The sequence below is a fragment of the Pantoea sp. DY-17 genome (assembly GCF_019795975.1).
In the GTDB taxonomy this organism is placed as follows: domain Bacteria; phylum Pseudomonadota; class Gammaproteobacteria; order Enterobacterales; family Enterobacteriaceae; genus Pantoea; species Pantoea leporis.
In genome coordinates this window covers 748,824-770,711 of record NZ_JAIMIG010000001.1, presented here as the reverse complement: position 1 = coordinate 770,711, position 21,888 = coordinate 748,824, and the positions used below count along the sequence as shown (strand labels likewise).

Genomic DNA, 21,888 nt, shown 5'->3' with positions numbered 1-21,888 from the left:
ATCAGAACCCTTGTGCGCTTGCTTTAACCAGCGCCGCCTCTTCCGCTTCAGCGCGCGGCAGGTCAGCAGTCAATTTGCCGCCGGACATCACAATGATGCGATCGGCTACGGCCATGATCTCTTTCAAATCAGAGGTGGAGAACAGCACCGCAATGCCCTGCTCCGACAGCTTCACCATCATGCGGAACACTTCGCCTTTGGCACCGACGTCGATGCCGCGACTCGGTTCATCCAGCAGCAGCAAGCGCGGATTGGTCAGCAGCGATCGGCCAATCACCACCTTTTGCTGATTGCCGCCGCTCAGTGCGCTAATGGCGACATCCGGCGAGGAGATTTTGATTGCCAGATTGCCGACGGTGCTGGTCACCACTTCGCGTTCCGCCTGCTCTGAAATCACGGTGCGATGCGACAGACGCCGCCACAGGCTGGCGATGGTGAGATTACTCGCCACCGATGAGATGGGAAAAATGCCCGAGCGTTTGCGATCCTCCGGCACCAGACTCATGCCCATACGAATGCGTTCAGCGGTCGGCAGACGCGTCGGCAGCGGTTTGCTGTCGAGCCACAGCTTGCCGAGATAGTTACGCTGCGTGCCAAGCAAACACTCAAACAGTTCGGTGCGCCCCGCGCCCATCAACCCGTAAATGCCGACGATCTCTCCGGAACGCACCTGAAAACTGACATCATCCACCAGCGTGTTGCCGTTCGGGCTGACGCAGGTGATGTGTTCGGCTTCCAGCACCGGCGCACCGAACTGGCGATCCGGCGGCAGGAAAGTGCCGACCGGTTCACTGCCCAGCATTTCGCGCACGATCCACGGCACGTCGATATCGCTGACCTGCGCTTCGGCCTGAAAACGCCCGTCGCGAAGAATGGTGATCACATCACCAATCGCCATCAGCTCCTCGAGCCGATGCGAGATATAGATGATTGAGACGCCCTGACGCGTCAGTTCGCGGATCACCCGAAACAGGATCTCCACTTCAGTTTTGCTCAGCGCCGAGGTCGGTTCGTCGAGGATCAAAATGTCAGCGTCCTCCGCCAGCGCTTTGGCGATCTCCACCAATTGCTGCTGGCCAACCTTCAGGCTGCCGACCTTCTCATCCGGTGAAATTGGCTGATCGAGGCGCTGCATCAGCGCGGCGGTGCGGCGTTTCTGCTCGGCTTCATTGATGGGCCGAATGCCGCTTTGGATTTCCCGGCCAAGGAAAATGTTCTCCGCTACGCTGAGGTTCTCAAACAGATTGAGTTCCTGATGCACCATGCCGATGCCGTGACGCGCGGCGTCTCGCGTGCTGTGAAACGCCACTTTGTTATCGTTCAGGAACATCTCACCGCTGGTCGGTTGCTGCACGCCGGCGAGAATCTTCATCAGCGTCGATTTTCCCGCGCCGTTTTCGCCGATGATGACGTTGACTTTGCCGCGCCACACGCGGTAATCCACGCGATCCAGCGCTAAGGTGCCAGGAAACAGCATCGACATCTGATTGGCTTGCAGAATGATCTCGTCGCTCATTATGGATTCCCCTGCTGCAGCCGCACCGCCACCACATCTTCCACTGTGCCCGCGCCCATGCTGACGGCCAGCAGCGCCTGCGCCGGTTTGCCCACCCAGCTGGCATCCACCGCGGGCAGCTGTTTCACCGCGTGGCGATTGAGTGCTTTGGTGAGCTGCGCGTACTGCACCTGATTGGTGAACTCTTCGAAGCGGAAACCGGCCGCATCGCGAATGGCGTTGCCGCGCAGCACCGGACCAATCAACACTTTCACCGGCTTGCCGTTGATGGTCATGGTGAGGCTGCGTTCCCGCTCGTTGCTGTTATCAAACGCCGTCACCGTGCCCGCAGCGCGCACAAACACGCTTTCGCTGCCGCCCGCTTTGACGGTGTGGCTTTTGGTTTCCATATCCGCCCAGCTCAGCGCCTGCTTCTCAGCCGGCTGCTGCACGCGGCTGGCCCAGCTTGACTCCGCAATCTGCTGCGGCGTTTGATCGCTGTAGCCCGGTTTGGCGTTGGGATCTTTCGGCATGATGGGTTTGCCGTTGGCATCGAGATCCACCACGGTGCAGGCGGCTAACATCAGCGTCAGCAGCGCCACCAGCATGCCGCTTAGCGCTTTCCCCTTCATGCCGGCCTCCATGTTATGGCGCCAGCTTAAAGGTTTTCAGCTTCGCGGCGTTGCTGTCGTCAATCAGCACGCAATCCATCAGCTGCTTCTCCTCTTTCTGCGCTTTGCCATTCTTCAGGTAGTAATCCACTTGCTCGACGGCCATCTGCGCCTGATCCCAGCCCGGCTGCAGCACCGTCGCTTTGATGTTGCCTTTATTGAGGATGGAGTCGCGGGTGTAATCGCTGCCGTCGAAGCCGACCACAATCACATTGGTTTTGCCCGCCGCTTTCAGCGCCGCTTCCGCACCGAGCGCCATGGTGTCGTTACCGGAGATCACGCCAACGATATTCGGGTTCTTCTGCAGGATGGTTTCCATGCGGCTGAAGGCTTCAGTCTGGCTCCAGTTGGCACTCTGCTGCGCCACCATCTTCAGATCGGGATAATCATCCAGCACATCGTGATATCCCTGCGAACGTACACCCGCATTGGTATCTGACTCTTTGCCCAGCAGCTCGACATAATCCCCTTTGCCGTTCAGCAGTTTGGCGAACTTCTCGGCGCCGAGCTGTGCGCCCTGATAGTTGTTGGAGACGATTTGCGCCACGGCGATGCCGGTTTTATTGATTTCGCGGTCAATCAGGAAGGTAGGAATGCCGGCATCTTTGGCTTTTTGCACCGGGCCAACGGTGGCATCCGCACCGGCGTTATCAAGGATGATGGCTTTGGCTTTGCGCGCGATGGCGGTTTCAATCAGCTGATTTTGTTTATTCACGTCATCATCGTGTGAGGCCACCAGCGTGGTGTAACCGAGGGCTTTGGCTTTCTCCTGCGCGCCGTCGGCTTCGGCCTTAAAGAACGGGTTGTCATGTGATGGCGTAATAATAGCCAGCAACCCCTTATCCGCCGCCAGCGACGCCGCCGAGATCATCATGATTGAAGCAAGTAGAGAGACTTTGAGGACAGAGGCTTTCATTTGTTATCTCCGATTGAATATATATTCAATTGCGATTTTATATGCATAATGACTATGCGCTGGCTTTCTGAGCACGTCCATTGCCCGATCCTCAAAAAGCGAAAACGATCACAAAATGTTCTGCGTTGTTATTTATGACAGGCTGATTAACAATACCAGGCAGGTTAAGAGAGAGAAAAAACCATGGCAAAACAGGATGAACAGCGGCTGATGGTGAAAATCGCCACGCTTTATTATGTGGAAGGCAGGAAGCAGTCCGACATTGCGCAGCTGTTGAAGCTGTCGCAATCTTTTGTGTCGCGCATCCTTAATCGCAGCGTGAAAGAAGGTGTGGTGAAGATCAGCGTGGTGCCGCCGGCCAATGTGTTCCCTGAGCTGGAAAAAGCCATTGAGCAGCTGTATCAACTGCCGCAGGTGATTGTGGTGGATGTGCCGGATCAGGCTTCCGCATTGCAGATCAAACAGGCGATCGGTTCCGCCGCCGCGCACTATCTGGAAACGCGGGTGCGTGCCGATGAGCTGATTGGCATTTCCTCCTGGAGCGGCACCATTCGCGCCATGGTCGATGCGCTGCATCCGCTCAGCGCGCCGTGCAAAGGCGTCATTCAGCTGCTGGGCGGCGTGGGCGCTAACGGCAATGTGCAGGCCACGATTCTGACGCAGAATCTCGCGGCGCTGCTGGGTTGTCCGGCGTGGCTGCTGCCGTCGCAATCAATCGAACACTCGGTAAAGGATCGCCAGCGTTTATCGGTTAATCCCGATGTCGCGGTGGTACTGGAAAAGTTTGATCAGGTGGACCTGGCGATTGTCGGCATCGGCGATCTCGAGCCGTCCGCCCTGCTGCGTAATTCCGGCAACTATTACGACGGTGAGATGCTGCAAACGCTGGCCGAACGCGGCGCGGTGGGCGATATCTGCCTGCACTATTTCGACGCCGACGGTCAACCGGTGCTGAGCGCAGAGGAAGATCCGGTAATTGGTATGGAGTTGGCGCAGGTAAAACGCTGTCCGCAGGTGGTGGCGTTAGCGGGCGGCAAAGAGAAAGCGCAGGCGATTCGCGGGGCGTTGCGCGGCGGTTATGTGCAGGTGTTGATTGTGGATTATCCGACGGCGCGATTGTTGGTGTAGCGGCGCAATTCATTGCGTCATAAATCGCGCCGCAACAGATAGGTGTACAGCATCAACCGATGGTACGGTAGGCGGTGGTGACTTTCCATAAATAACGCGGGGCCTGCGCCGCCGGATGCTTATTCTGTACGTGCTGGTAAAACTCGTCCGGCGTCATGGAATTGATCATCGCAATAGCACGCTCGCGGTCACGCGAGAAAGTACGCAGCAAGGCACCGGCACCGTTGGCGTAGGAGACAATGGTGGCGTAACGCAGGGTCAGCGGATCGCGAATTCCGGCTAAGGCGGAATCCTGCAGAATTTTCAGGTAGGCCGCGCCAATATCGATGTTCTTCGCCGGATCGCGCAGCTCGGACGAGGATGGCTGACCATGACGGCCCTGGGTGCGATAGACTTCGCGGCCCGCGGTCGAGGCCTTAATTTGCATCAGACCAACCGCATTGGAACGGCTCACCACGGTGGGATTGCCTCCGGATTCGACACTAATAATGGCGCTGATTAACTTCTCATCAACGCCATAATGACTGGCGGCATCTTCGGTAAACATTGACCATGCATCATTTACTTTCGACGGCGGTGCCTGAGTTAACGGCGTATTCTTCTCGGGCAGTGCCGGTTTTTCCGGCTCGCTGGAACAGCCAGCAAGCAGCAGTGCAGAAAGCATAAGTAGGCGAATTTTCACTGATTTTTGGTTCCGCAATAGGGTTGGCGCAAGCTATCATACCTGGCGCAGCGCGATGCAAAATTACCGTTTATCCTAAATCGGTAAAAAACCTTATGCTACCGTGACTTCGATAACGCATTTCGTCATCATCAGCAGGCCACTCTACAGCAGGATGGAAGTTATGGTTACTCCCCGCACGCTACGTCTCATCGCCCCTTCCGGTTATTGCCACAATCAGGACGCCGCCCAGCGCGCGGTGAGTCGTTTACAGGCTGCTGGCCATCATCTTGACAATCTATCGGCGATCACCCGCCGCTTTCAACGCTTTGCCGGCGATGATGCGCAGCGGCTGAATGATATCAATGCGCTGGCCACGCTAGAGGCGCTGCCCGATATCGTGCTGGCGGTGCGTGGCGGCTACGGCGCTTCACGTTTGCTGGATAAGATCGATTACGTTGGCCTGCAGCGTCGATTGCTCAATCAACCGGTGGCGCTGTGCGGCCACAGCGATTTCACCGCGCTACAACTGGCGTTACTGGCACAAATCGGGCTGATCACCTTTAGCGGGCCGATGTTGGCCGGTAACTTCGGCGCCGAGGCATTATCTGATTTTACCGAATCGCACTTTTGGCAAACGCTGACATCACCTACAGTCAATCTAAGCTGGCGCAGCACCAGCCCGGATCACGGCCGCTGGCAAGGCACTTTATGGGGCGGCAATTTAGCGATGATTTGCTCGCTGATTAGTACGCCGTGGATGCCGCAAATTGAAGGCGGCATTCTGGTGATCGAAGATGTGAACGAACATCCGTTCCGTATCGAGCGCATGCTGATTCAGCTGCAGCAGAGTGGCATTTTGTCGCGCCAGCAAGCGATTATTACCGGCAGCTTTACCAGCACATCGCTGTCGGCGTATGACAACGGTTTTGATTTTGCCACCGTGTGGCAGCGCATTCGTGACGAGTTTCAGATTCCCGTGATTAGCGATCTGGCTTTTGGACACGATGCCGATACCGTGACGCTGCCGCTGGGCGCTAGCGCCACGTTGCAGATTGAGAATGGAGAAGCACAGTTCGCCTTCACCGGCCACCCGACATTGCGCTAACGTGTTGCCGCAGGAGACCGACAATGAAGCCACTGTACGACGATTTGTGGATCTCCACGCCAGAATTCCCCGCCGAAGAGACGGCGAGTGACTTAATGATGCATGGCTTTATGCTGTGCCACCCACGCGGCAATTTATTGATTGGCCGCGTGGAGCATCCGCTCGATCATGAGTTCCTTAACGATGCCGGCGGCGTCATTCGCCACTATTTGACTCACTGGCACGAAGCCGCGCCGGGGGCGATCGCCATTCAGCAGCGCTTTAATAGCGCGCTCTATTGCCACAGTCGTTCGCTCGGGCCGGTCAGTTTGGTGATTGAGCCCGACGAAACCTTTACACAGCAAGAGACGCACTTCGGCGATTTTCACCTGCTGCCGACGCCCGGACACACGCCCGGCAGCAGCAGCTATCTCTATCACTCGCCGCTCGGCCACACTTATCTGTTTGTCGGCGATACGCTGACCCGCGATTACAACCGCTGGATCAGCGTGCTGATGCCTGAAAGCAATCCCACCGAACTGCAGCAGTCGCTGGAGTTGTATCGCTCGTTACGCCCGGATGTCGTGCTGATGAGCACCACGCGCGGACATCTTTCGTGGGCTAAGGTGAATTTGCAGAGCTGGCTGGCAGCCATTGATGAGGCGGAACAGTCGCCGCTGGATTTGCGCCAGCGGCAACTCATCAAACCGGGTTATTAACTCACGAGTTTGGACGCGCGCTGTCGTCGTAGCGTTCCAGCGATAGAATCTGCGCATCGCGCTTATCGGTGCGGCTGCAGGGCAACAACTTGTTGCTGTTGGCGTAGACGAAGAAAGTTTCATCGTTCTTTTTGTTCACGATTAACTGATCGCCATTACGAAAACGGGTGATGGCAACCTTGTCACCCCCTTTCAGGCTGGTGCGCTGCTGCCCGGCAGCAATCTGGAAGTGGCGCGTTGGCCACATTAACGTACTCAAACCATACTCGGCACGCGATACCGTCATAGTCGGACGGCCGGGACAGGTGATTTGGTATTCGGTTTCGCTCCAGGCGGGCGCTATCTGACATGCCAGCACGCCAACGGCCATGACTAGTGCCTTCATTGGGTTCTCCGCTGAGGTTAAATGATGATTTCGTGGCGTGATTGGCCTTGCTGCTGCATTCCATAAACTTCATCCAACAACAGCAAAGCCTGGTACATCAAGCGCAATGAGATTCTGCGGGAGCAGGCACTATTCAGCGGCCACTTGCGCCGCGACCAACATCAATGCCAGTCCGGCTTCTTCGGCTTCAAAACGCTGCATCACTTCCTGAATGGCCGCTACGCAGTTCATTACCTGCTTCTTTTTGTCGGCTTCTAATTTGTCGATCGCGTGCTGAAGAATCATTAAACTCGCTTCTTCTTCTTTCATTAATTTACCCTTGTTTTGCTTACCTGGTGCGCAACGCTGGCAAGAATACCGTTTCTCTGCTAGTAAAGTCACCCCTTTACATTCCTTCCGCTTAACGATTATACAAATGACAAATGGGAAGCAGCGTCAGACCTGCTATGATCCACTTATCAGTACGCATAGGCGTGCCATGGCAAACCAGGGAATGAAGCAGGTGCTCATGTGGCGAATCACGGTTGTACTCACCCTTTTAATGTTAGCTGGCTGCAGTTCCGCACCGAAAGGTGTCGACTGTCCGGGCGAAGTGTCGACGATTTATGGACAATCGATGGGCAACACGCAGGCGCGGATCTTTGATTTGGTGAGCGCCTTCGCCGTATCGCGCGATGGCGTGAAGGTGCAAAGCGGTACGCTGCACTCCACCGATCGCTTTCAGTACGTGCCATCGGCCATCACCGCGGAGGGCTTTTACGCGCAACGCCTGTCTGATAAACAGTTCCGCCTGATCAATCCTTATCAGAACACCATGATTACCTGGACGTGCCCATAAGCCGTGCGTCGCAGCGTGAGATGGTTTATTGTCTGCCCATCGCACGCGGCGGACCTGCATGATGGAAAAGAGTCTGGATAACAACGGCTATATCGATTTCCCCTTTCCGGCCAGCACCAACGCGGATGGCTCGGTGAACCCCTGTGGATTTGACCTCACGCTGGAAACCGATCGTATTGATGAGATCACCGCCGGTAAACACTCCGAAAATATGCGGCGCCTGCTGGAAGAAGTGAATCTGCAGGATGGCTTATTTATGACGCTGGCCTGCGACTGGCAGCAACGTGACGATGGCGTGTGCGGATTTATCGATGTGGCATTTCGTCCGACGGTGGCAGGCTTCAATACGGAAGAGACGCAAAGCCTCGATCAGGCGTTTGAAATCTACCTCAGCCGTCAGGAGAAGCAGCACAACATGCAGAGTGGCACGCTAATCAACTACGCGCGTGCGGTGCTTGATTGGAGCTGGTCTCCCCTGCAGCAGCGCCACATGCGCTACGAAAAAGTGACCTTACGCTATTACTGCCAGCAGGCCGACGATGCCGAATGGTGTTTTGACCACCTGCGTCACTTTCTGGTGAGCTGGTATCCGGCTTATCGCGGTCAGCGCTAACTTCAGGTTTTCGCTTTCCCACTCCGCTGGCATGCGCAGAATTTTTGCGTACTGCAAACTGCTGTTACAACCTTTACCGCTGCGTCATTTGCTGCCTGTAGTTTCTCTGACTACGCTTTACAGGACATTCACCACGATCAGGGAGTCATTATGAGCGACAAAGCGGAAGCAAAATTGAATGAAGCGGCGGGTGCCGTCCAGGAAAAATTTGGTCAATTCACCGGTTCACGCCGTCATGAAGCCAAAGGCGCGGCGCGTCGTTATCCGGCTCAGGCCAGCTATGCGGTTCAGGATGCAGCGGATTGTGTGGTGAAATCGGTACGCGATAACCCCGCGACCGGCCTGGCAGTTGCAGCCAGCATTGGTGTGATTGTCGGTTTTCTGCTCGGACGTAAGTAATCCGTTAAAACGGGGCCTCATGGCCCCGATTTTAATGGTGCTGACCCACCTCATATATTCCTTCTTTGATGTGTTCATCCGGCGTTTCAGCCACATCTGCGGTGCTGTTTTCCATCTTCAAATGACGATCGTGCTGCAGGGTTAACGTTATTAAGCTTGAAGGCTGTGCGCAAGCGACCACAGACAGCAGCAGAAAAAACCACGCAGCGACAACTTTCTTTACCATCGTTCTTTTTCCAGCAAGCTGAGATATGTCGGCTCAGATTGCCCGAGTAAATGAAAATGAGCGTCAATGTGCCGCAAAGCTCTGTAGTCAGTTGTGTACAACTACACCTGCGCGCGCCGTGCTTTGTATCGCGCAACCATGGTCATCAGCGCCTGGTAAATTAATCCCGCATACAAGCTCATCACGATCACCATGCCGATCTCTTTGCCCTGCGCCTGCCACGAAACAAACCACATAAAGATGCCCCACAACAGCGAAAACAGCAGCCAGCCTTTAACGAACTTGATTACACCTTGCATACCACCTCCTGAATCGTAAGCGCTGAAGATAACGGTTTAGTCTTTAATGCACACTGCCATCAGCACGTAAATGTTAACTGTTTCAAAGTTCTGCGAAAGGGAATGTAAACCCACGATGGTGTAGACTAATGCGCACGCGTCGCATATCGCCATTGACGCGATTATGTTTGAATTCCCGCCAACACTGTCCGGCATGTGGTTGAAATGAATTATTTAAGCAAGATACAAAGTTTTATTGAGGGTAACACGGTGCTGTCGGCCGCTTTCAGCCTGATGTTATTGATGTTTGCCGGCATGATCGCCCATCTGATCTGTAAATTCTTTATTGTTAAGGTGGTCAGAAAGGTGTTCTTCAGCACGCATAAAAATCAGGTGCCGCTGGATAAGGACGTCAGGCTGTCGGAGAAGCTCTCTAACTTTATCCCGGTGATCACGGTCTATTATTTGCTGCAGTTTATGCCAGATTTACCCGAGCATCTGTTGATCGCGATAAAGACCATCTGCGGCATTCTGTTCTTCGTCTATTTATCGCTGTTCTTTACCGAAGTGCTGGAGATCGTTAATAACTCCTATTCGAAAAAAGCCAAGCGCAAAAATCACTCGATCAAGGGTTATATCCAGGTCGGCAAGATTCTGGTGCACATTATTTCGGCGATTATGATTCTGGCGATTATGTCGAATAAATCGCCGGTGATTATTATCTCCAGTTTGGGTGCCGTAGCGGCGGTATTGATGTTGGTGTTCCAGCATACGCTGATGTCGCTGGTGGCCAATATTCAGGTGTCATCGAACGATGTGCTGCAACTCGGCGACTGGATTGAGATGCCGGATAACGGCATCAGCGGCGAAGTGATCGATATCGCGCTGCATACCATCACCATTCGCAACTGGGACAATACGCTGTCGCGTATCCCCACCAAAAACTTCCTCACCGAAACCTACACCAACTGGCAGGCGATGTTCTCCTCCGGCGCGCGCCGCATTATGCGCAGTTTCCATCTTGATCAGATGTCGATACGCTTTCTCGATCACGAGATGGTGCAGCAGATGAGCCAAATCCGCGGCGTCAGTGAGCAACTTTCAGCACTGATGGATGGCCGCGATAGCAATGCGGTGGGCGAACGCTGGTTTGCAGAAAACGGCATTACCAATCTGACGGTGTTTCGTAAATACCTGACGGCGTGGCTGTCGCAGCGCGACGATATCAAAAAGGATATGTATATCGTGGTACGCGCCATGAAGCCTTCGCCCGAGGGCTTGCCGGTGGAGGTTTATTGCTTCACCTCGTCAGTATTGTGGGTAGATTACGAGGATTCTCAGTCGGCCATTTTTGAGTATATCTATGCAATTGTCGGTCACTTCTCGCTGCGGATGTATCAGCAACCGGGCGGCAGCGATTTCTGGCGGCTGTCGCAGGAGCGTGCCCAAATCACCAAAACCAATGAGCAGCAAGTCGATTAATGCATAAAAAAAACGGAAGCGATTAACTTCCGTTTTTTTCTGACGATGAGTGAATAGCCTGCGCTTATGGCATACCGGTGAAGACGCTGATTTTTCAACTTTATTTATTGTACCCCTGCATGTAAAATTCGCATCTATTTTGCAAATAATGATGTCGTCATGGCTAATATTTCACTATGTTGAAATTATTCTCACGTTTCTTATCAGTTGGCATCATTAACACCCTGATTCATTGGATGGTGTTTGCAGCCCTGTATGCTCTTAATACCCGCCAATGGCTGGCTAATCTGTTGGCTTTCATTGTCGCGGTAACTTTTTCATTTTTTGCCAATGCACGCTGGACGTTTAAAGCCGAAGCGACAACTTTTCGCTATGTCATCTTCGTGGCCTTTATGGGCATGATGGCCGCAGGCATTGGCAGTTTCGCCGATCATACGCATATTAATCCGATTATTACGCTTATTTCATTCTCAATAATAAGCCTGGTATTCGGCTTCATCTATTCAAACTTTATTGTTTTTAAGGTGAAAAAGTGAAAATTTCCCTGGTCGTTCCCGTCTTCAATGAAGAAGACGCAATACCGATATTCTACCGTACCGTCAAAGAAAACTCTCTTCTTACCCTCTCGAAATTGTCTTCATTAATGATGGCAGTACCGATAAAACCGAGCAGATTATTAAGTCGCTGCGGGATGATGATGAATCTGTATTAGTCATTAACTTTATTCGTAACTTTGGTAAAGAAACCGCGCTGCTTGCCGGACTTGAACATGCTACTGGTGATGCAGTCATTCCGGTTGACGTTGATCTTCAGGATCCCATCGAAGTGATTCCCTTGCTCATAAGCAAATGGCAAGAGGGATGGCCGATTGTGCTGGCAAAACGCAATGACCGCAGTAGCGATAGTCATTTTAAGCGTAAAACTGCTGCATGGTTTTATAAACTGCATAATAAGATCAGCTCACCAAAGCTTGAAGAAAATGTTGGAGACTTTCGTTTACTTTCGCGCGCGACTGTCGAAAACATAAAGCAATTGCAGGAACGCAATCTATTTATGAAAGGCATCCTGAGTTGGGTGGAGGGTGATGCTGCCATCGTGGAATATAGCCGTTCAGCGCGCGTTGCGGGAGAGGCAAAGTTTAACGGATGGCGACTTTGGAATTTAGCGCTTGAAGGGCTGACCAGTTTCTCAACCTTTCCGCTCAGAGTGTGGACCTATATTGGTTTTTTTGTCGCATTCCTGTCGTTCGTTTATGGCGCGTGGATGATCATTGATAAAATAATATGGGGTAACCCGGTAGCAGGTTATCCATCACTACTGGTATCAATACTGTTTTTGGGTGGAATTCAATTAATTGGAATAGGTGTGCTAGGTGAATATATTGGCAGGATATATATTGAAACCAAGCATAGACCTCGATATATTAAAAAGGAAGCAGATGACAAACATAGCTTGTAATAACTTTAAAGTTTATCTTTTTTTAGCTGCGGCATTATTGGTTTGCTATAGCCCTGTCTTTCTTTCAAGCTATGCCTTTTCGGATGATTGGTACTATCTGTTCAGCGCCCAAACTGATCCTGCCAGCATTTTCAAGTGGGACGTCCTTTCTGGAAGGCCGGCCTATGGCGCTTTGCGCTATGGTTTCTCTTTCCTGATATCCAGCGTGGACTCTTTGATACTGATAAGAGTGCTATCCGTTGTCTCTCTTATTTTACTAAGCTTTTACTTTTACAAATTTATCTCTGAGAGAGGTATCCTTAAAAATCCACTGCAGAGAGTTATATTCTCTTTAGTGATCTGTTTACTGCCCTCTTTTCAGGTATTCAACGCCTGGTCAGTATGTTTTCCTTTTGTGACGTCTATTCTGCTTGCAGGATGGAGTTACTCAGCGTTAACCCGATTGCGCGGTATCAAGGGAGTCATCTTGTCAGCCTTGCTGATTACGCTCTCTTTCGCTATTTACCAGCCCACGGCCATGTGTTTTCTTTTTTTTGCGTTTATGGACACTTGCCTGACTTCACGTAAAGTCGATAAAAAGGAACTCATTCGTACATTGTTAATGATTTTCTTTGGCATGTTGATGGCATTAATATTAGCCAAAGCCATCCCGCTCCTGTTATTCGGCGAGACACTTTCAAGAAGTAATATCACCATCGATCTCATGGGAAAGATAAAATGGTTCTTTGTAGAGCCATTAAAAAATGCCATCTGTAACTTTGACACTGGCAGAAAAGCACTCTCGGTTATCATATCTCTGTTATTCATCTTTATTGGATTGAAAAACATTAATGAGAATGGCAAAGAGAAAGTGTTTTTATCTTTCCTGTTCGCTGTTGCAGCAGTGACACCAAACTTGCTGGTGACGGAGAGTTGGGCGGCTTACCGTACTATCAGTGCGCTCTCGCTGATTACCACTTCTTGCTTCCTTATCGGGCTATTCTTGGTTATCGATAAGACAAAATACTCACGATTCATATATATATTGCTGCCTGTCGCTGCCGGATGGCTTGCAGCCAGTAATATTAAAGAGGGTTTTTCTTCACCTCAGCAAAAAGAGTATGCACTTTTAAAAGCCGAAATAACTAAAATGGTCGCAAAAGATTTCGATGGCGCCCTTTACTACCGCTTAAATAGTGAGAATTTGCCAAAAATTGCAAAATCATCGAAATATGATGAGTTTGGTTCTTTATCTTTAGGCATGTCGTGGACGTTTGCCGGTATGGCATTCACCGTAAAAAAAGAAGCGGGTATGAATTACACTCTAACCAAATCGCCAGTGATCACCGGCAATGAGAGCTGCACAGGAAAATGCATGATTATCGATGCTCAGTCGGTGCTGTCAAGGCAATAAACCGAGATTATCCGCGAACTTTAGACAAAAAAAGGGAGCCATTGGCTCCCGTTATGCTTTCTGCCTGAGTGGCAAATTACATGTTGCTGATGATCGCGTCACCAAACTCTGAACATTTCAGCAGTTTAGCGCCTTCCATCAGACGTTCGAAATCGTAGGTCACGGTTTTGTTAGCGATTGCGCCTTCAACACCTTTAACGATTAAGTCAGCCGCTTCGAACCACTCCAGATGACGCAGCATCATTTCAGCTGACAGGATCACTGAACCTGGGTTCACTTTATCCTGACCTGCATACTTCGGTGCTGTACCGTGCGTCGCTTCGAACAGGGCACATTCGTCACCGATGTTGGCGCCTGGTGCGATACCGATACCGCCAACCTGTGCCGCCAGGGCATCAGAGATGTAATCACCGTTCAGGTTCATACAGGCGATCACGTCGTATTCCGCCGGACGCAGCAGGATCTGCTGCAGGAAGGCATCGGCGATCACGTCTTTAACGATGATCTCTTTACCGCTGTTCGGGTTCTTGAACTTCATCCACGGGCCGCCATCGATCAGCTCGCCGCCGAACTCTTCTTTCACTAACTGGTAACCCCAGTCTTTGAAAGAACCTTCGGTGAACTTCATGATGTTGCCTTTGTGAACCAGGGTCAGAGAATCACGATCGTTGGTGATGGTGTATTCAACTGCTGCGCGCACCAGACGTTTAGTGCCCTCTTCCGAGCATGGCTTAACGCCGATACCACACTGCTCAGGGAAGCGAATTTTCTTCACGCCCATCTCTTCGCGCAGGAACTTGATCACTTTATCCGCTTCTGGCGTGCCCGCTTTCCACTCGATACCGGCATAGATATCTTCTGAGTTTTCACGGAAGATCACCATGTCGGTCTCTTCTGGACGCTTAACCGGGCTTGGCGTGCCTTTGTAGTAGCGAACCGGACGCAGACAAACGTACAGATCCAGCTCCTGACGCAGCGCAACGTTCAGAGAACGAATACCGCCACCAACTGGAGTAGTCAGCGGGCCTTTGATGGCAACGCGATATTCTTTGATTAAATCGAGGGTTTCCTGCGGCAGCCAGACGTCCTGGCCGTAGAGTTCTACTGATTTTTCGCCGGTATAAATTTCCATCCAGGAAATTTTTCGCTCGCCGTTGTAGGCTTTCTTCACAGCGGCATCAACCACTTTCAACATTACCGGGGAAACATCAACGCCGATACCGTCACCTTCAATGTAAGGAATAATCGGGTTATTCGGAACATTCAGTTTTCCCTGATCCAGGGTGATTTTTTGACCTTCCGCCGGAACAACTACTTTGCTTTCCATCAACCTCTCCTTCGAGCGATTTTTTGTTAATGATTTGTAAGATGCGGGTCAATACTACTTGATTATTTCCGCTACGCCAATCACCGTAGTTTCGCGCTATAATGCGCCGAATGTTTCCGACTGCAAAGCCCATGCGAAAAACTTCTCAACGAATTCACCAGGATAAGCGCGCAAGCGCCCCGGCACGTAAGCCCGTGCGCCGCGATACCCGTCCGAAAGGCCCAAGACGCGTCATACTCTTTAACAAACCATTCGATGTTTTGCCGCAATTCAGTGACGAAGCCGGACGCCGCACGCTGAAGGATTTTGTGCCGGTGAGCGACGTCTACGCCGCTGGCAGACTCGATCGCGACAGCGAAGGATTGATGATTTTGACCAACGATGGCGCGCTGCAGGCCGCGCTGACGCAGCCCGGCAAGCGCACCGGAAAGGTCTATTTTGTGCAGGTGGAAGGTGCGCCGCAGGAATCAGATTTATCCCTGTTACGCAGCGGCGTGACGCTGAACGATGGCCCCACTTTGCCGGCAGGGATTGAGTTAGTGGGCGAGCCAGAGTGGCTATGGCCGCGCCAGCCGCCGATTCGTGAACGCAAAGCGATTCCCACCAGCTGGCTGAAAATCACCTTGTTTGAGGGACGAAATCGCCAGGTGCGCCGCATGACGGCACACATCGGCTTTCCGACATTGCGCCTGATTCGCTTTGCGATGGGCGAACATCAGTTAGGCGATTTGCCCCCGGGTGAATGGCGCGATATCAGTGCAGCCATTTAATAACTTTTAGTTAACAATTTCGGAGGAAGGATGTTTAAACCTCATGTAACGGTCGCCTGTATTGTGCAGGCACAGGGACATTTGCTGGTGGTTGAAGAGCGCGTGCACGGTCGTATTACCTGGAACCAGCCCGCCGGGCATCTTGAGGCCAATGAAACTCTTCTCGAAGCCGCCCAGCGTGAACTGTTTGAAGAGACCGGCATTGAAGCCAAACCTGAATATTTCCTCGGCGTGCAGCAGTGGATTGCGCCGGACGATACACCTTTTGTGCGTTTCCTGTTTGGCCTCGATCTGGCCGAAAAAGTCGATACCTCGCCGCACGATCGCGACATCGACTGCTGCTGGTGGCTGCCGCCAGAGCAGATTCTGACGGCCAATCGCCTGCGTTCGCCGTTAGTGGCAGAGAGCGTGCGACTGTGGCAACAAGGCGAGCGTTATCCGCTGCATCTGGTCGCGCCGTTCCAGTGGCCGTTTCATGAGGGTGCGCGCCCCGCTTCTGCATGATAGAATGCGCCGCCTGTTTTTATCGTAATTTAAGAGTGCGTCATGTCTGACAACAGCCAGAAAAAAGTGATCGTCGGAATGTCCGGCGGCGTCGATTCTTCCGTTTCCGCCTGGTTACTGCAGCAGCAGGGCTACCAGGTTGAAGGCCTGTTCATGAAGAACTGGGAGGAAGACGATGGCGAGGAGTATTGCACCGCCGCCGATGATCTGGCTGACGCACAAGCCGTATGTGACAAACTCGGCATCAAACTGCACAAAATCAACTTCGCCGCTGAGTACTGGGATAACGTGTTCGAGCACTTCCTGGAAGAGTACAAAGCCGGCCGCACGCCGAATCCTGACATCCTGTGCAACAAAGAGATCAAGTTCAAAGCCTTCCTCGAATTCGCGGCGGACGATCTCGGCGCAGACTTCATCGCCACCGGCCACTACGTGCGCCGTCAGGATGTGGATGGCCAAAGCCGCTTGCTGCGCGGCCTCGATGGCAACAAAGATCAGAGCTATTTCCTCTACACGCTCAGCCACCAGCAGATCGCGCAAAGCCTGTTCCCGGTTGGCGAACTGGATAAGCCGGAAGTGCGCCGCATCGCTGAGCAGCTGGATCTGATCACCGCGAAGAAGAAAGATTCGACCGGCATTTGCTTTATCGGTGAGCGCAAGTTCCGCGACTTCCTTGGTCGCTATCTGCCTGCGCAGCCGGGCGAAATCGAAACCGTTGACGGCGAAATCGTCGGTGAACATCAGGGCTTGATGTACCACACGCTCGGGCAGCGTAAAGGTCTGGGCATCGGCGGCCGTAAAGAGAGCAACGACGATCCCTGGTATGTGGTCGACAAAGATGTGGCGCGCAATCGCCTGATCGTGGCGCAAGGCGGCGAGCATCCGCGCCTGATGTCCGTGGGGTTGATTGCCCAACAGCTGCACTGGGTTGATCGCCAGCCAATGACCGCGCCGCTGCGCTGCACGGTGAAAACCCGCTATCGCCAGACCGACATTCCGTGTGAAATTATTCCGCACGGCGATGACCGTATTGAAGTCCGTTTTGACGAGCCGGTTGCGGCCGTCACGCCAGGCCAATCCGCCGTGTTCTATCTCGGTGAAGTGTGCCTCGGCGGCGGCATTATCGAACAACGCCTGCCTCTGGCAGAAGCCTAAGGTCGGCGCTGCCCGACGCGACGACAGGAGTTAAGCGTGGCTAAGAACTATTATGAGATTACGCTGGCGCTGGCGGGCGTATGCCAGGCCGCCCATGTGGTGCAACAGCTCGCGCAGCAGGGAAATTGCAATAACGCGGCAATGAATGTGTCGCTGCGCAGCCTGATCGATCTCAATCCCGGTTCGACGCTGGCAGTGTTTGGCAACGACGAAGCCAATTTAAAGGTTGGATTAGAGACCTTGATGGCGGTGCTCAACAGCAGCAATCGTCAGGGTGCCAGCGCTGAACTGACCCGTTATACCTTAAGCATGATGGTGCTGGAGCGTAAGCTGCATGGCAACAAAACCGCGATGAACACGCTGGCACAACGCATCGGCCAGCTTGACCGCCAGCTGGCGCATTACGAGCTGGAATCGGACACCATCATCAGCGCAATGGCCGGCATTTATGTGGATGTGATTAGCCCGCTGGGCCCGCGCATTCAGGTGACAGGTTCACCGCAGGTGCTACAGAATTCACAAGTGCAGAGTAAAGTGCGCGCCGCCCTGCTGGCCGGCATTCGCTCTGCGGTGTTATGGCAGCAGGTTGGCGGTGGCCGTCTGCAGCTGATGTTCTCGCGCCAGCGCTTGCTGAGCGAAGCTAAAACCATTTTATCCCGCCTGGGCCCGGCGTATTAAGCGCCGCCCCGGCATAATTGTTAAACGATTCAGGAGTTGCACTGATGGAATTATCCTCTCTGACCGCCGTTTCACCTGTCGATGGTCGTTACGGCGAAAAAGTCAGCCCACTGCGCGCCATTTTCAGCGAGTTCGGTTTGCTGAAATTCCGCGTTGAGGTTGAGGTTCGCTGGTTACAAAAATTGGCCACGACTGTCGAGATCAAGGAAGTTCCTGCATTTGATGCCGACGCAAACGCTTTCCTTGATGCCATTGTCGCCAATTTCAGCGAAGAAGACGCGGCACGCATCAAAACCATCGAGCGCACCACCAACCACGACGTCAAAGCCGTGGAGTATTTCCTGAAAGAGAAAGTGGCCGATGTACCCGCGCTGCATGCGGTGTCTGAATTCATTCACTTCGCCTGTACCTCCGAAGATATCAACAACCTGTCGCATGCGCTGATGCTGGAAACCGCTCGTCGTGATGTGATCGTGCCGTTCTGGAACCAACTGATCGATGCTGTTAAAGGTCTGGCACACGAATACCGTGACATTCCGCTGCTGTCGCGCACCCATGGCCAGCCGGCAACGCCGTCAACCATGGGTAAAGAGATGGCGAACGTGGCATACCGTCTCGAGCGCCAGTTGCGTCAGCTGAGCAAAATTGACGTGCTGGGTAAAATCAACGGTGCGGTCGGTAACTATAACGCCCACATCTCCGCCTACCCGGAAGTGGATTGGCACCAGCTGAGCGAGCAGTTTGTTACCTCCTTAGGTCTCACCTGGAACCCGTACACCACGCAGATCGAGCCGCACGATTACATCGCAGAACTGTTTGATTGCATCGCGCGCTTCAACACCATTCTGATCGACTTTGATCGTGATATCTGGGGCTACGTGGCGCTCAATCACTTCAAGCAGAAAACCATCGCCGGTGAAATCGGTTCGTCCACCATGCCGCACAAAGTGAACCCGATTGACTTCGAAAACTCCGAAGGCAACCTCGGCCTGGCTAACGCCATGATGCAGCATCTGGCCAGCAAACTGCCGGTGTCACGCTGGCAGCGCGACCTGACCGACTCCACCGTGCTGCGTAACCTTGGCGTGGGCATCGGTTATGCGCTGATCGCTTATCAAGCCACGCTGAAAGGCATCTCTAAACTGGAAGTGAACCGCGATCGTCTGCTGGACGAGCTGGATCACAACTGGGAAGTACTGGCTGAGCCGATCCAAACCGTGATGCGTCGTTACGGTATCGAAAAACCGTACGAGAAGCTGAAAGAGCTGACGCGCGGTAAACGCGTTGATGCTGCCGGTATGCAAACCTTTATCGATAGCCTCGAACTGCCGGAAGAGGAAAAAGTGCGTCTGAAGCAGATGACGCCAGCCAACTACCTCGGCCGTGCGATTCAGATGGTTGATGATTTGAAGTAATGCGGTGGCCAGGCGCGTTTCGCGCGCCTGGTTGTTCTCTGGTTTAGCTGGCTTTGCGTATACTCTCCTCATCATCACTACGTTCGAAGCTAAGGAAATACTATGCGTGTTCTGGTTGTGGAAGATAATGCGCTGCTACGCCATCACCTCGCCGTGCAATTGCGTGAAATGGGCCATCAGGTCGACGCCGCAGAAGATGCCAAAGAAGCGGATTATTTCCTGCAAGAACATGTCCCCGACATCGCGCTGGTCGATCTCGGTTTGCCCGATGAAGATGGCATGTCGCTGATTCGCCGCTGGCGCACCGATGCGGTACGTCAACCTATTCTGGTCTTAACCGCGCGCGAAGGCTGGCAGGCCAAGGTGGAAGCGCTGGAAGCGGGTGCCGACGACTATGTCACCAAGCCGTTCCACATTGAAGAAGTGGCTGCACGCTTGCAGGCGTTGATGCGTCGCAACAGCGGACACGCGTCGCAAATTATCTCTATGCCGCCGTTCCAGGTCGATCTCTCTCGCCGCGAACTGACGGTGCAAGATGAACCGGTAAAATTGACCGCTTTCGAATACACCATCGTCGAAACCCTGATTCGCAACGCGGGTAAAGTGGTGAGCAAAGATTCGCTGATGCTGCAGCTCTATCCGGATGCCGAACTGCGCGAAAGTCACACCATCGACGTGTTGATGGGCCGTCTGCGTAAAAAAATTCTCTCACTCTATCCAACCGAAGTGATCAACACCGTACGCGGCCAGGGCTATCGCTTTGATCTCTGATTTATGACGTGGTTCCGGCGTTTACGCCCCTTCTCTCTCCGCGCTCGTTTTCTGCTGGCGACCGCGGCGATCGTGTTGTTTTTGTCACTCTCCTACGGCATGGTCGCGGTGGTTGGCTATGTCGTCAGTTTCGATAAAAATACCTATCGCGTGATGCGCGGCGAGAGCAATCTGTTCTTTACGCTGGCGCAGTGGCACGACAATCAGCTCACCATCGGCCAGCCGGAGCGCATGACGCTCAATTTCCCCACGCTGGTCTTTATCTACGATGAACGCGGCAAACTGCTGTGGCAACAGCGCGATGTGCCCGAAATCCGCAAAAAGATCCATCGTGAATGGCTGCTCAAGCCCGATTTCTACGAAATCGATACCAGCAACCGCACCAGCATGGCGGCGATGGGCAACAACCCGCAGGCGAAAGAGCGGCTGCACGCGCTGGATAGCGACAGCAGTGACACCTTCACCCACTCGGTCGCGGTCAATCGCTACGATGCCACCACCAACTTACCGGCGCTGACCATTGTGGTGGTCGACTCAATTCCGCAAGAGTTGCAGCATTCCGATGTGGTGTGGTCGTGGTTTAGCTATGTGCTGGCGGCCAATCTGCTGCTGGTGATCCCGCTGCTGTGGCTGGCGGCGCACTGGAGTTTGCGGCCGATTGGCGATCTCACTTCGCAGGTGCGCGAGCTGGAAACCGGTCAGCGCGAGAATCTTGATGACAATCCGCCGCAAGAGTTACGCAGTCTGGTGCGCAATCTTAACCTGCTGCTGACCAACGAACGTCAACGCTACACGCGCTATCGCACCACCTTGTCGGATGTCACCCACAGCCTGAAAACCCCGCTGGCAGTGCTGCAAAGTACGCTGCGATCGTTACGCAATGGTAAAGAGTTAACCATTGAACAGGCCGAACCGGTGATGCTGGAGCAGATCAGCCGCATCTCGCAGCAGATTGGTTATTACCTGCATCGCGCCAGCATGCAGGCCGATCACAATCCTCTGCAGCGCGATTTGCATTCGGTTTCGGCGCTGCTCGATAGCCTGTGCTCGGCACTGAATAAAGTCTATCAACGCAAGGGCGTGGCGATCACGTTGGATATCTCGCCGGAGCTGACCTTTATCGGCGATAAGAATGACTTTATGGAAGTGCTTGGCAACGTGCTGGATAACGCCTGCAAATATTGCCTCGAATTTATTGAAGTCACCGCACGACAAACCGACAACACCTTGCATCTGTTTATTGATGATGACGGCCCCGGCATTCCGGAAAGCAAACGCGATCTGATCTTCGTGCGCGGTCAGCGTGCCGACACCTTGCGTCCCGGCCAGGGATTAGGTTTAGCCGTGGTGCGCGACATCCTCGAACAGTACGCCGGCCAGGTGATCGCCACCACCAGCCCGCTCGGCGGCGCGCGCATGGAAGTGATTTTCCAGCGCCAGGAAGTCGAGCATCACCGCGAGTAGAAAGGGACGCGGGCTGTTATACTTGCCATCATTCTTTGCAGCAAACGGACTCCTC

25 protein-coding genes and 1 pseudogene are annotated in these 21,888 nt (G+C 53.3%); 17 read left to right on the top strand and 9 right to left on the bottom strand.

The window, feature by feature from the left end:
• Window position 1: 1 nt before the first annotated feature.
• From K5Y33_RS03740 to K5Y33_RS03730, 3 genes are read right to left on the bottom strand one after another with little or no spacing between them, the layout of a single operon-like run.
• Window positions 2-1,516 (bottom strand): sugar ABC transporter ATP-binding protein, encoded by a 1,515-nt coding sequence (locus K5Y33_RS03740; RefSeq protein WP_222233275.1) that lies wholly within the window; start codon window positions 1,514-1,516, stop codon window positions 2-4.
• Window positions 1,516-2,127, bottom strand: coding sequence for a DUF2291 family protein (locus K5Y33_RS03735; protein ID WP_101761033.1), 612 nt, complete (start codon window positions 2,125-2,127; stop codon window positions 1,516-1,518). The genes K5Y33_RS03740 and K5Y33_RS03735 overlap by 1 nt, the downstream gene beginning before the upstream one ends.
• A 13-nt stretch (window positions 2,128-2,140) precedes the next feature.
• Window positions 2,141-3,082 (bottom strand): D-ribose ABC transporter substrate-binding protein, encoded by a 942-nt coding sequence (locus K5Y33_RS03730; RefSeq protein WP_101760789.1) that lies wholly within the window; start codon window positions 3,080-3,082, stop codon window positions 2,141-2,143.
• 183 nt (window positions 3,083-3,265) lie between these two features.
• On the opposite strand from K5Y33_RS03730, the gene K5Y33_RS03725 reads away from it, so the two are divergent.
• The gene (locus K5Y33_RS03725) at window positions 3,266-4,210 is read left to right on the top strand and encodes a sugar-binding transcriptional regulator (protein WP_110865952.1); all 945 of its coding nucleotides are present in this window, start codon (window positions 3,266-3,268) and stop codon (window positions 4,208-4,210) included.
• Window positions 4,211-4,262: 52 nt separating this feature from the next.
• Here the strand turns inward: K5Y33_RS03725 and emtA are convergent, their stop codons facing one another.
• Window positions 4,263-4,892 carry a membrane-bound lytic murein transglycosylase EmtA gene (gene emtA, locus K5Y33_RS03720; RefSeq protein ID WP_101760791.1) on the bottom strand — a complete coding sequence of 210 codons (630 nt, stop codon included), beginning with the start codon at window positions 4,890-4,892 and terminating at the stop codon, window positions 4,263-4,265.
• A 163-nt stretch (window positions 4,893-5,055) separates the two neighbouring features.
• On the opposite strand from emtA, the gene ldcA reads away from it, so the two are divergent.
• Both ldcA and K5Y33_RS03710 read left to right on the top strand, forming a co-directional pair.
• Window positions 5,056-5,979 (top strand): muramoyltetrapeptide carboxypeptidase, encoded by a 924-nt coding sequence (gene ldcA, locus K5Y33_RS03715; RefSeq protein ID WP_222233274.1) that lies wholly within the window; start codon window positions 5,056-5,058, stop codon window positions 5,977-5,979.
• Window positions 5,980-6,002: 23 nt separating this feature from the next.
• The gene (locus tag K5Y33_RS03710; protein ID WP_101760794.1) at window positions 6,003-6,677 is read left to right on the top strand and encodes an MBL fold metallo-hydrolase; all 675 of its coding nucleotides are present in this window, start codon (window positions 6,003-6,005) and stop codon (window positions 6,675-6,677) included.
• A gap of 1 nt (window position 6,678) precedes the next feature.
• Here the strand turns inward: K5Y33_RS03710 and K5Y33_RS03705 are convergent, their stop codons facing one another.
• The gene (locus tag K5Y33_RS03705) at window positions 6,679-7,062 is read right to left on the bottom strand and encodes a hypothetical protein (protein ID WP_101760796.1); all 384 of its coding nucleotides are present in this window, start codon (window positions 7,060-7,062) and stop codon (window positions 6,679-6,681) included.
• Between the two features lie 129 nt (window positions 7,063-7,191).
• The gene (locus K5Y33_RS03700; RefSeq protein WP_008108187.1) at window positions 7,192-7,371 is read right to left on the bottom strand and encodes a hypothetical protein; all 180 of its coding nucleotides are present in this window, start codon (window positions 7,369-7,371) and stop codon (window positions 7,192-7,194) included.
• Window positions 7,372-7,570: 199 nt separating this feature from the next.
• Between K5Y33_RS03700 and K5Y33_RS03695 the strand changes: the two genes are divergently transcribed.
• The 3 genes from K5Y33_RS03695 to K5Y33_RS03685 all read left to right on the top strand — a co-directional run bounded on the left by K5Y33_RS03695 (window position 7,571) and on the right by K5Y33_RS03685 (window position 8,912).
• Window positions 7,571-7,900 (top strand): hypothetical protein, encoded by a 330-nt coding sequence (locus K5Y33_RS03695; RefSeq protein WP_101761034.1) that lies wholly within the window; start codon window positions 7,571-7,573, stop codon window positions 7,898-7,900.
• Window positions 7,901-7,961: 61 nt separating this feature from the next.
• Window positions 7,962-8,513: a hypothetical protein gene (locus tag K5Y33_RS03690; RefSeq protein WP_101761035.1), complete on the top strand. Its 552-nt coding sequence runs from the start codon at window positions 7,962-7,964 to the stop codon at window positions 8,511-8,513.
• A 150-nt stretch (window positions 8,514-8,663) separates the two neighbouring features.
• A complete protein-coding gene (locus K5Y33_RS03685; RefSeq protein ID WP_101760797.1) occupies window positions 8,664-8,912 on the top strand; it encodes a DUF883 family protein in 249 nt (82 codons plus the stop codon).
• A gap of 31 nt (window positions 8,913-8,943) precedes the next feature.
• On the opposite strand, the gene K5Y33_RS03680 is transcribed toward K5Y33_RS03685, so the two are convergent.
• Together K5Y33_RS03680 and K5Y33_RS03675 are read right to left on the bottom strand one after the other, a co-directional pair.
• Complete coding sequence (locus K5Y33_RS03680) at window positions 8,944-9,138, bottom strand: hypothetical protein (protein ID WP_222233273.1); 195 nt, start codon at window positions 9,136-9,138, stop codon at window positions 8,944-8,946.
• 101 nt (window positions 9,139-9,239) lie between these two features.
• Window positions 9,240-9,437: a DUF6404 family protein gene (locus K5Y33_RS03675; protein ID WP_007891509.1), complete on the bottom strand. Its 198-nt coding sequence runs from the start codon at window positions 9,435-9,437 to the stop codon at window positions 9,240-9,242.
• Between the two features lie 204 nt (window positions 9,438-9,641).
• Here K5Y33_RS03675 and K5Y33_RS03670 point away from each other — a divergent pair, with 204 nt between their 5' ends.
• The 4 genes and pseudogenes from K5Y33_RS03670 (at window position 9,642) to K5Y33_RS03655 (ending at window position 13,749) form a co-directional block, all read left to right on the top strand.
• Window positions 9,642-10,898, top strand: a complete 1,257-nt coding sequence (locus K5Y33_RS03670) for a mechanosensitive ion channel family protein (RefSeq protein WP_222233272.1) — start codon at window positions 9,642-9,644, stop codon at window positions 10,896-10,898.
• A 176-nt stretch (window positions 10,899-11,074) separates the two neighbouring features.
• Entirely contained in the window at window positions 11,075-11,434 is a 360-nt protein-coding gene (locus K5Y33_RS03665) for a GtrA family protein (RefSeq protein ID WP_101760800.1), read from the top strand.
• A pseudogene (locus K5Y33_RS03660) lies at window positions 11,431-12,356 on the top strand (glycosyltransferase family 2 protein). Before K5Y33_RS03665 ends, K5Y33_RS03660 begins: the two are co-directional and overlap by 4 nt.
• On the top strand, window positions 12,337-13,749 hold the full coding sequence (locus K5Y33_RS03655; protein ID WP_222233271.1) for a glucosyltransferase domain-containing protein: 1,413 nt from the start codon (window positions 12,337-12,339) through the stop codon (window positions 13,747-13,749). The pseudogene K5Y33_RS03660 and the gene K5Y33_RS03655 overlap by 20 nt, the downstream one beginning before the upstream one ends.
• Window positions 13,750-13,825: 76 nt before the next feature.
• Here the strand turns inward: K5Y33_RS03655 and icd are convergent, their stop codons facing one another.
• On the bottom strand, window positions 13,826-15,076 hold the full coding sequence (icd, locus tag K5Y33_RS03650) for an NADP-dependent isocitrate dehydrogenase (protein ID WP_222233270.1): 1,251 nt from the start codon (window positions 15,074-15,076) through the stop codon (window positions 13,826-13,828).
• Between the two features lie 131 nt (window positions 15,077-15,207).
• Between icd and rluE the strand changes: the two genes are divergently transcribed.
• The 7 genes from rluE (at window position 15,208) to phoQ (ending at window position 21,833) form a co-directional block, all read left to right on the top strand.
• Window positions 15,208-15,846: a 23S rRNA pseudouridine(2457) synthase RluE gene (gene rluE / locus K5Y33_RS03645; protein ID WP_370581444.1), complete on the top strand. Its 639-nt coding sequence runs from the start codon at window positions 15,208-15,210 to the stop codon at window positions 15,844-15,846.
• A gap of 30 nt (window positions 15,847-15,876) precedes the next feature.
• Window positions 15,877-16,350, top strand: a complete 474-nt coding sequence (locus K5Y33_RS03640) for an NUDIX domain-containing protein (protein ID WP_101760804.1) — start codon at window positions 15,877-15,879, stop codon at window positions 16,348-16,350.
• A gap of 42 nt (window positions 16,351-16,392) precedes the next feature.
• Complete coding sequence (gene mnmA, locus K5Y33_RS03635; protein ID WP_110865945.1) at window positions 16,393-17,505, top strand: tRNA 2-thiouridine(34) synthase MnmA; 1,113 nt, start codon at window positions 16,393-16,395, stop codon at window positions 17,503-17,505.
• Between the two features lie 36 nt (window positions 17,506-17,541).
• Window positions 17,542-18,183, top strand: coding sequence for a high frequency lysogenization protein HflD (hflD, locus tag K5Y33_RS03630; RefSeq protein ID WP_222233269.1), 642 nt, complete (start codon window positions 17,542-17,544; stop codon window positions 18,181-18,183).
• Window positions 18,184-18,227: 44 nt separating this feature from the next.
• Window positions 18,228-19,598, top strand: coding sequence for an adenylosuccinate lyase (gene purB / locus K5Y33_RS03625; protein ID WP_222233268.1), 1,371 nt, complete (start codon window positions 18,228-18,230; stop codon window positions 19,596-19,598).
• 102 nt (window positions 19,599-19,700) lie between these two features.
• A complete protein-coding gene (gene phoP / locus K5Y33_RS03620; RefSeq protein ID WP_101760808.1) occupies window positions 19,701-20,369 on the top strand; it encodes a two-component system response regulator PhoP in 669 nt (222 codons plus the stop codon).
• Window positions 20,370-20,372: 3 nt separating this feature from the next.
• Window positions 20,373-21,833 (top strand): two-component system sensor histidine kinase PhoQ, encoded by a 1,461-nt coding sequence (gene phoQ, locus K5Y33_RS03615; RefSeq protein WP_101760810.1) that lies wholly within the window; start codon window positions 20,373-20,375, stop codon window positions 21,831-21,833.
• Window positions 21,834-21,888: the final 55 nt, after the last annotated feature.